10 protein-coding genes and 4 pseudogenes are annotated in these 7,625 nt (G+C 56.2%); 4 read left to right on the top strand and 10 right to left on the bottom strand.

Going from position 1 to position 7,625, the window contains the following annotated elements:
- The 5 genes and pseudogenes from tnpB to M3A49_RS41590 form a co-directional block, all read right to left on the bottom strand.
- On the bottom strand, nucleotides 1-124 hold a 124-nt coding region (gene tnpB / locus M3A49_RS42885; protein WP_416339119.1), incomplete at its 3' end, for an IS66 family insertion sequence element accessory protein TnpB.
- A complete protein-coding gene (gene tnpA / locus M3A49_RS41605) occupies nucleotides 124-603 on the bottom strand; it encodes an IS66-like element accessory protein TnpA (RefSeq protein ID WP_133188198.1) in 480 nt (159 codons plus the stop codon). The genes tnpA and tnpB, both read right to left, overlap by 1 nt.
- An 82-nt stretch (nucleotides 604-685) precedes the next feature.
- A pseudogene (locus M3A49_RS41600) lies at nucleotides 686-862 on the bottom strand (IS630 family transposase); the annotation flags it as partial.
- Between the two features lie 22 nt (nucleotides 863-884).
- A complete protein-coding gene (locus M3A49_RS41595; protein WP_266233924.1) occupies nucleotides 885-1,811 on the bottom strand; it encodes a class I SAM-dependent methyltransferase in 927 nt (308 codons plus the stop codon).
- Entirely contained in the window at nucleotides 1,808-3,160 is a 1,353-nt protein-coding gene (locus M3A49_RS41590) for an STM4012 family radical SAM protein (protein ID WP_266233923.1), read from the bottom strand. The genes M3A49_RS41595 and M3A49_RS41590 overlap by 4 nt, the downstream gene beginning before the upstream one ends.
- A gap of 111 nt (nucleotides 3,161-3,271) precedes the next feature.
- Here M3A49_RS41590 and M3A49_RS42570 point away from each other — a divergent pair.
- Nucleotides 3,272-3,436 (top strand): annotated as a pseudogene (locus tag M3A49_RS42570) (helix-turn-helix domain-containing protein); the annotation flags it as partial.
- An 88-nt stretch (nucleotides 3,437-3,524) separates the two neighbouring features.
- Nucleotides 3,525-4,304 (top strand): IS630 family transposase, encoded by a 780-nt coding sequence (locus M3A49_RS41580; protein WP_266233922.1) that lies wholly within the window; start codon nucleotides 3,525-3,527, stop codon nucleotides 4,302-4,304.
- 11 nt (nucleotides 4,305-4,315) lie between these two features.
- On the opposite strand, the gene M3A49_RS41575 is transcribed toward M3A49_RS41580, so the two are convergent.
- Nucleotides 4,316-4,600 carry a hypothetical protein gene (locus tag M3A49_RS41575; protein ID WP_254320599.1) on the bottom strand — a complete coding sequence of 95 codons (285 nt, stop codon included), beginning with the start codon at nucleotides 4,598-4,600 and terminating at the stop codon, nucleotides 4,316-4,318.
- Nucleotides 4,597-4,794, bottom strand: coding sequence for a hypothetical protein (locus M3A49_RS41570; RefSeq protein WP_266233921.1), 198 nt, complete (start codon nucleotides 4,792-4,794; stop codon nucleotides 4,597-4,599). Before M3A49_RS41570 ends, M3A49_RS41575 begins: the two co-directional genes overlap by 4 nt.
- A gap of 1,068 nt (nucleotides 4,795-5,862) precedes the next feature.
- Here M3A49_RS41570 and M3A49_RS42880 point away from each other — a divergent pair.
- Nucleotides 5,863-6,159 carry a topoisomerase DNA-binding C4 zinc finger domain-containing protein gene (locus tag M3A49_RS42880; protein ID WP_416339118.1) on the top strand — a complete coding sequence of 99 codons (297 nt, stop codon included), beginning with the start codon at nucleotides 5,863-5,865 and terminating at the stop codon, nucleotides 6,157-6,159.
- Between the two features lie 130 nt (nucleotides 6,160-6,289).
- Here the strand turns inward: M3A49_RS42880 and M3A49_RS41565 are convergent.
- From M3A49_RS41565 to M3A49_RS41555, 3 genes and pseudogenes are all read right to left on the bottom strand, one after another.
- Nucleotides 6,290-6,415 (bottom strand): annotated as a pseudogene (locus tag M3A49_RS41565) (IS6 family transposase); the annotation flags it as partial.
- Nucleotides 6,393-6,656 (bottom strand): hypothetical protein, encoded by a 264-nt coding sequence (locus tag M3A49_RS41560; RefSeq protein ID WP_266233920.1) that lies wholly within the window; start codon nucleotides 6,654-6,656, stop codon nucleotides 6,393-6,395. The pseudogene M3A49_RS41565 and the gene M3A49_RS41560, both read right to left, overlap by 23 nt.
- A gap of 356 nt (nucleotides 6,657-7,012) precedes the next feature.
- A pseudogene (locus tag M3A49_RS41555) lies at nucleotides 7,013-7,252 on the bottom strand (IS110 family transposase); the annotation flags it as partial.
- A gap of 39 nt (nucleotides 7,253-7,291) precedes the next feature.
- Here M3A49_RS41555 and M3A49_RS41550 point away from each other — a divergent pair.
- A partial coding sequence (locus tag M3A49_RS41550) for a helix-turn-helix domain-containing protein (protein ID WP_266233651.1) occupies nucleotides 7,292-7,625 on the top strand: 334 nt, incomplete at its 3' end.

Here is a 7,625-nt window from a genome sequence, read left to right as displayed (position 1 = left end):
CACGGGCGAGCGGGTCCAGCTGCATTGACTCCGCGACCAGGGCAGCAAGGGTATTGATGCCGGCGCGGAAGTCAATCGGCTCGCGGTACAGGTAGACTTTCAGGTCGTCGTCGAAGCGGAACATCAGCTCCCCCTCAACGCGTCAATCATCGTCTTGAGCAGCGCGCAATCCTGCCCGGTGCACTCGAGTTCAAGGCTCACCCCGTTGGGCAGCTGCGCCACCAGGCGCGAGGGCAGCGGTGATCGCTGTGGCGCGTGGCTCCGCATCGGCGCCGCCGGTGCATCAGGTTCTGGCTGCGGCGGCATCTGCGAAGCCGCCCAGCTGTTATCGCTGATCGCCACCACCGGTACGAATGCCGTGGGCAGAGCCTTCGAGTCACATGGGGCGGCGGCGCCCTTCAGGAGCGCCTCGTAATTCTTGATCCAGCGGCGCAACTGGTTGGCGTTCACGCCCGCCTTCAGCGCCATACCCGCGATCGACACACCCGGCTTCAGGCAGGCTTCAATCAGCCTCTGTTTGTCACGCTTGTCGAAAGTCCGCTTGCCTTCGACACCAACGTTGGTCGCACGCAAGGGCAAAAAATCTGCGCAGTTCTCGTCCATGAAGGGTGTGTCCATTAAAAAACCGTGGACACATCCTGCGCTGTTTTCAGATCAGGATCTATGTGAGGAGAAACTGCCGCTTACTTGTGATGAATCGCGAATCGCATCGCAGCTCGCTGATGATAGCCCCGCGCGAGGCTCCTTCGTCGAGCAGCAATATCAGCCGCGCACGCCTCACCCGGCCAACGGCCATGGTCCGGCTGCGCTGCATCGACATCAGTTCTTCGCGCTCAGCTTCACTAAGATTCATTTTGCCCATGCACTATTAGATCAGTGCAATTTCATTGGGTCAATGGACTAGAGTTCCGCAACGAAACTGGTGACGTAAAATACTCGTATTTACCCGTCAAAATGCTCTGTGTGAATTGGAGTCCGTATATCCCAAAAATCCAGTCTTCAACCACATAGTTGCCCGTCAGCTCCGTAGGAGACGTCATGTTCCACCCTGGCATTTCAATCCGATTGACGTGTCTCGGACGAACACCCATCGACTTGACTGCGGTAGCATCGGCTCCAAGGGGTATGCTGTCGAACAAGATTAAAGGAAGATTGTCGCTGTTCGAAAGATCGACCTTCGTCAACGTGAACCGCTCGACCGAGTTTGCTTTTCTCGAGAGAAACTTCTCAACGGCATGCACATGCGTCGGAATACCCGGATGGGAATCCCACTTGGCGTAGAAATCGGAACGAAGAATCTGCCAGTCCGCATATTGCGAGTCGAGATCGCCTCGGTCAAACGAATTGGCATGTCGGCACTCGTGCGGAACTGGGTAGCGAGGAATTCCAATAATCGATGTGAAGTTGTGAAATCCGCCGGGCTTAGTCCGTTGCCTCATTTCCCGAAGCAAGGGAATCCACACGTCTTTCGTCACGAAATGTAACGACGAGTGCGCCATAACTAGATCATAATTTTCATCCGGTACGAAATCCTCGATCCGTGCCTCGATCACATCGATGTTCAAAGAATAACGGTCAGCAATCGAGCGAAGTTTCTTTACGGCGTTCGAGGAAAGTTCCAAGGCGGTCACCTTGTGTCCCCTGAGGACAAGAAAGAGCGCATTTCTGCCTTCGCCACAGCCGATGTCTATAACAGTCGAGTTTCGTGGTAGAAACTGTTCAATTTCAAATACCTCAACACTCGGTCCGCCCATCGTCCACACTTTCGCGTCCGAATAACCTTTCTCCCAAAATCGCTCACTGTTGCTCATCGTGGAACATACCTTTCTTCCAGGGTTTTCACATGGTTCGAGAAAAGATGGTGCGCGACCAAATTACTGTATTTGTAACCCTTCCTGGTCAATCGAATCTTGTCATTGGACGGTGGCTCGATGCACCCCTCAGCCTCAAGTGCATCAATTACGTCCAAAAAATCAGAATACAGATTCCGGCCAAACTGTGATGAATAGTATGTCCCAGAAAGTTGGTTCAGCGTAAGGCTGAGGATGAAATATCTCAAGCGCTCTTCGTAAGCATCAAGAACAATCCCGTACCTCACCATGCTGTGTTCGGTGATTTCGAGGTTCAAATAATCTTCAATGGCCTTGTCGACCTCGTTGAGGTCGACCGCGTAGTCGAAGCTGTAGTGGTATTTTCCGTTGTAGCTTCTTGCGCCTGCTCCAATTCCGATCATCGGAACGCCGAGAAAGTCGGAAGTCTCTTGGGCGTACGCGCTGCTATTCTCTGGCAGACGGGTGAACCTAGTGAAGGACTCTTGTCGGTATCCATTCCTTTGCATGAACTCGACATTGCTATCGTAGATCGCATACTTGGTCTGGTCGTCGATGTATCGCTCCGGATGCAATCGCTGCTGCTTATGAATCGCTGTGAGAGGTCGGCTAATTGCAGGATACAGTGAGATAGTCATTGGACCTGATGAAACGATGTGGCGGAGCGAATTTTGCCAGCTTTCGAAGGTCTGACCTGAAAGGCCGTAGATCAGATCCAGATTGAAATTTTCGAAACGCTTTCGGATATTTTCTACCGCAGAGATTGTTGTCGAAACTGGGTATGGGCGACCGCTGGCCTTCAGCTCTGCGGAATCCATAGTTTGGATACCCATACTGATTCGGTTCACGCCTTGGCTTTTCAAGAAATCGAGGAGTTCTTCGGACATCGAGTCGGGAGAACCTTCGACACATAGCTCAGCAGAGGACGCAATATTCGGGAATCCATGTTGAATCGCTGAAAAAATCTTTCCGAATTGTTTTTCGTTTAGAATAGTCGGAGTTCCGCCACCAAAATACACAGATACAACTGTCTTCCTTCCTGTGTACTTCGCATAAAATTTGATTTGTTCACATATCTTATCAACATAATTTTGTATTATGTCCTCTGTATCTTGGGTCGTTAGAAATAACGTACAATAAGTACACCTGTATCTGCAAAATGGTATATGGATATATATTGAAGCTGGTCCACGATCACCGGTGTGCCATATTTCCGTAATGTCGATATTATGTAGACTTTTATACGATCTTTTCGAAGGATAACTATATACATACGACTTTAAGTGATTGTTCCTTATAGAATGTCGAATTAAATCCGCGATTTGCTGCATGCTTTTCTCCTGGTCACTTCTGCATTTTGCATGACGATTCTGGATGAATGTGACGCGAAACTTGAAGTTACTGACGAGTGCACCAAATAGTGCGTTGTGCGTTATACGGGCATGAAGACGAAAACTGATGCTCGCAAATTGGACGGTGCCACGCAGGCGGACCTAAGAAAAATGGTGGTGCAGGCCGTGCGTGACAGCATGACGCAGACTGCGGCGGCGAAAACCTACGGGGTGAGCCTGCGAGCAGTAAGCAAATGGATGAAGCTGGCGCGCGACGGCGGCCTGCGGGCGCTGCGACCTGGCAAGCGAGGCCACCTGCCGGGAAGTGGTCGGTTGAATCACCGACAGGCTGTGAGACCGCAGGTTGATCATCGAGCGGCTGCCAGATCAACTGGCGCTGCCGTTTTACCTGTGGACGCGCGAGTCGGTGGCGCGACTGATCGAGCGGGAGTATGGCATCACGGTGTCGGCGTGGACGGCCGGCCGATACCTGAAGGCATGGGGCATGAGTGCCCAGAGGCCTGTGCGGCGAGCGTACGAGCGCAACGATGCGGTGATCGAACGCTGGCTGAACGAAGACTATCCGCAGATCGCGAAAGAGGCGAAGCGTGAGAAAGCAACGATCTACTGGGGTGACGAAATGGGCTTGCGTAGTGATCACATCAGCGGCACGAGCTTCGCGCTTAAGGGCCAAACGCCGGTGGTGCGCGCGACAGGACAACGCTTCGGCTGCAACATGGTCTCGGCCATTACGAACCGCGGGGAGTTGAGCTTCATGGTCTTTGAGGGAACATTCAGGAACGCGACGTTCATCGAATTCATGAAACGCATGTTCAGGCAGGCCACGCGTAAGATCTACCTGATCGTCGATGGACACCCAGTGGACCGATCCGTTGCCGTCAAGCAGTTCGTCGCCGATAACGCCGACCGTCTGCGCCTGATCCGGCTGCCGGGGTATTGTCCCGAGCTGAACCCGGACGAACTCCTGAATCAGGATGTGAAAACCAATGCGCTCGGCAAGAGCCGACCGACCAGCAAGGCGGAAATGATCGGCACCGTCCGCCGGCATCTGCATCGTCGACAGAAGGAGTCGCACGTGATCCGCACCCTGTTCAAGGAAAAGCATGTCCGCTACGCCGCCTGATCAAGTGCGCACTATTTGATGCACCCGTCAGTGTCCTTAAAGCACGCGCGTACCGCCTCAACGAACGTCGTGCACATGAAGACGAACACATCGGTGCCTTCAGGGCGCGACGCGACGGTCAGGTTATGGCCCAGAGGCTGCCCCATCCTGAAGGACGAAGTGAAGCCGATCAGGAACGGCCCCACCCGATAAATCTTGGGGTCGGCGCGCACCGTCATGTACGAACCACCCGCTCCGGCCGAATCGGCACCCATGCAGACCTTCCTGCCATCCGTCAGCGCCACAATGCAGGTCATGCTGCCTCCGTAGGTGTTGCCCGACACAACGCGACGCGCATGCCCTCGCAGGGCCCAGCCGTAGTCCAGTCGAATCCATGCAGTTCGCCCATTGCCGTCCAGAACTGCCTCGCGCCCGCCTCGCGGCTCCATGACGTCTCGCCCGCGGCCGTCACGACCATCGTGATACGCGCCTTCTCGCCAGGCAACTTCATCCGCAGGCGCGCGGCAATCTTGGGCCACTGATTCTCAGTGGCCCGCATTACCCGGCGACTGGCGTTGAGAACGCTCATTTGACGACCCTCAGTAAGCCACGGTCGACGAGCGCGATGTACGTTGCCGCGATCCATTCGAACGCGAAGTGGCGCCATTCCTCGTGCGTGTACGCAGTCCCCCCGTGATTCCGTCCAGACAAGGGTGCGGGGGTTCGGAGCAGGCGCAGGCTCCGCAACCGTGCTGGGCGCGCGCGCAAAAACGCTGGCTGTGACTGCAGCTCCGTGAGATTTGATTTCGTGTTCAGTCGTCATTTCAATCCACCCGTAATGGTCCGCGAAAAGCAAACGCAAAAGCAAAAGCAAAAGTTGAGCCAACACCACATATGCATCGATCGGTAAGGGTTTCAAGCGCGGCCGCAGTCGAACTCAATGCCCTGCGATGGTGTGAGTTTTGCGATGTGAGGCGGTAAGCGCTCGGCTCAACCAGATCGCAGCAGGTTCGCGCGGTGGCCATCCGGTGAGCCTGTGCACGAGGTAGGCGTACGGCTGAAGGTCGCTGGCGCTGCATGCAAGTACGACTCTGCCAACGGAGCCTGGCCATCTCGGTGTGGTGTGACGCATTTCGTCCAATCGTGCCGACGGATGTAGGAGATGTGGGGTTGCGGACAAACGGTGCCAGGGCCAGCAGGGCTTCAAACAGTTAGGTTTGGTTCGTCATAGTTCGCTTCGTCTTGCAGGGCTGGTTGCCGCATTCTGCCGCAACCAGTTGTAGGCCTTTTCACCTTGCTCGACGCACTCGAGACAGCAGTGCCGCACACCGGGGCTGCTGCCAGCCGACTGGCGGACGCTGGATCGACGGTTAAGGGGATAGCAGAGGCTCCTTGCCAGTCCCGCCCATTCCGGTCGCCCCGGTCGCGAAGCCGGTGGCGGCACGCCCCCAGCGTCGCTGCTCTGACCACGCGTGGTAAGGTGACCAAGTCCATGACCGCCCGATCATGATGATCGAACCGCAAGTGAAACGGGGCATCTACCTGTGCCCAAAGTGCCGCAAGCCGCTGCAACGCTGGGATGACGTGGTGCCGGCGCGCTGGACATGCGCGCGCGCCCGCGTGCGGGTACACGCAGGCTGATGAACACGGACGGCCCGCGCCGCCTCAGGAAGCGGGTGCCGCCCAGCCCCGCGGCGTCAGTCAGCGGCCGGCGACGCCATCGACGCGATCGGCCCCGCGGGGTCGGGTTGGAGAGCGTTGCCCGGACTGCGGAAAGGGGCTGCTGATCCAGAAAATCCTCAAATCCAGCGGCCGGCCGTTCGTCGGCTGCAACCGTTTTCCGCAGTGCCGGTTCTTTGGCTGGCCGGGCCGCTGACCGTCCCGGAAGTACCTTGTTGACAGCCGACGACTGCGAAAGGTGCCCGCCGCCCACAAACTTAAAACCCAGCTGGTTCTGTCGCGGTAAGAATGAGAGGTTAGTGAAGTCCCAATACGATATAGACTACTTATCCAGCCAGCGAATAGAACTGCCGTGCGGGAGTTTGACCAACGCCGCCATCGTTCAATTGCCCCTTGACGATCATCTGCATGACTTCGATGCCACGCACGTCACGCATTAAGGCCCGGCAGCATAGCAGACCGCCATATTGCGACACCCATTAGCCGGCCGAAGTCAAGGCGCAAATCTCTGTCCATCGGTGAATGGTCATGAGGATGGGCATTTTCATCGTCATGACCATTCACCGAAGTTTCTTCCGTCATCTTGTCACGGCCGCCTGCAAGGTTGGGTATCGCATCCGTTTTCTCAAGCTGGTTGCGAACCGAATCGCACCAGACACCCATCGGGTTCAAGCATGCGGTGATGGAACTCACGCCTGCCCTGGCGGTTAGCCGCCCCAGAGAAACTACAAGGGGTTCCCCGTTGAGCACAAGCTCAATCGAAGCTCGCTGTTGATGCATGCTGCAATGCCACGTCGGCGCGCGTGAGAAGGTGAAGGACTGCTGTACTACAACCGGTCATGATGGGCCGTTGGCCCGGACCCTGATGAAAGACGCGCGCAAGGACCTCATTCGTTGGACGGGATAGAAATCCCCGTTTCTCTGACAGGTATGCCTTGCGCGGGTCCAACCCGCTTCACATCACCGCTGGCAGTGCAAAGTGATCGTCTATCCGCTCATGGTTGCTTCGATTCGGTTAGCTTCCTGATCGTTTGGACATCGCGGCCGTGTCATACAGCCGCCGGTTCGTGTTTAAAGGCTTCGCCGTACTTGAGCATCGCCCAGGCCGTGCGTGCGTTTTTTGCGGCGATTGCGACCGCTGCTCGCCAGTAGCCGCGACGCTCGACGAGGCTTCTCACCCAGCGGCTGAAACGCTCCTGCTTGTCGCCCAGACTCGCCATCACCGAGCGAGCTCCAAGTATCAGTAGATTGCGTAGGTATGCATCTCCCGTCTTCGTGATGCCCCCTAGTCCATTGCGTCATTGAAAAAGCACCTTATTTGGTATTCAATGAAACACATGGAAAAGATGAACTTAACCACGCTCGAGCGCAAACAATTGCTGTCGGCGGCTCGTAGTCAAACGGTGCGCGCAGCAGACACGCGGCGTGCCCGGTTGATCCTGATGCTTGACGACGGAGAGACACGTGAGGCGATCATGCAGCGGCTGCGCTGTGACTCCCGCTTCATTAGCCGTTGGTCGAGCCGGTTTCTGGCCGAGCGGCTGGCAGGCCTGTACGCGCGCCATCCCGGACGAGCCCCGGTGCATCCGCCTGAAAAGCTGGAAGCGCGGGTTTTGAATCTCACGCTCAAGCACCGGCCTGCGGACGGCTCGACGCATTGGA

It is taken from the genome of Paraburkholderia sp. CNPSo 3076, assembly GCF_026343935.1.
Lineage (GTDB): Bacteria > Pseudomonadota > Gammaproteobacteria > Burkholderiales > Burkholderiaceae > Paraburkholderia > Paraburkholderia nodosa.
The sequence above is the reverse complement of the archived record's forward strand: the minus strand, read 5'-3'. Positions and strand labels throughout refer to the sequence as shown.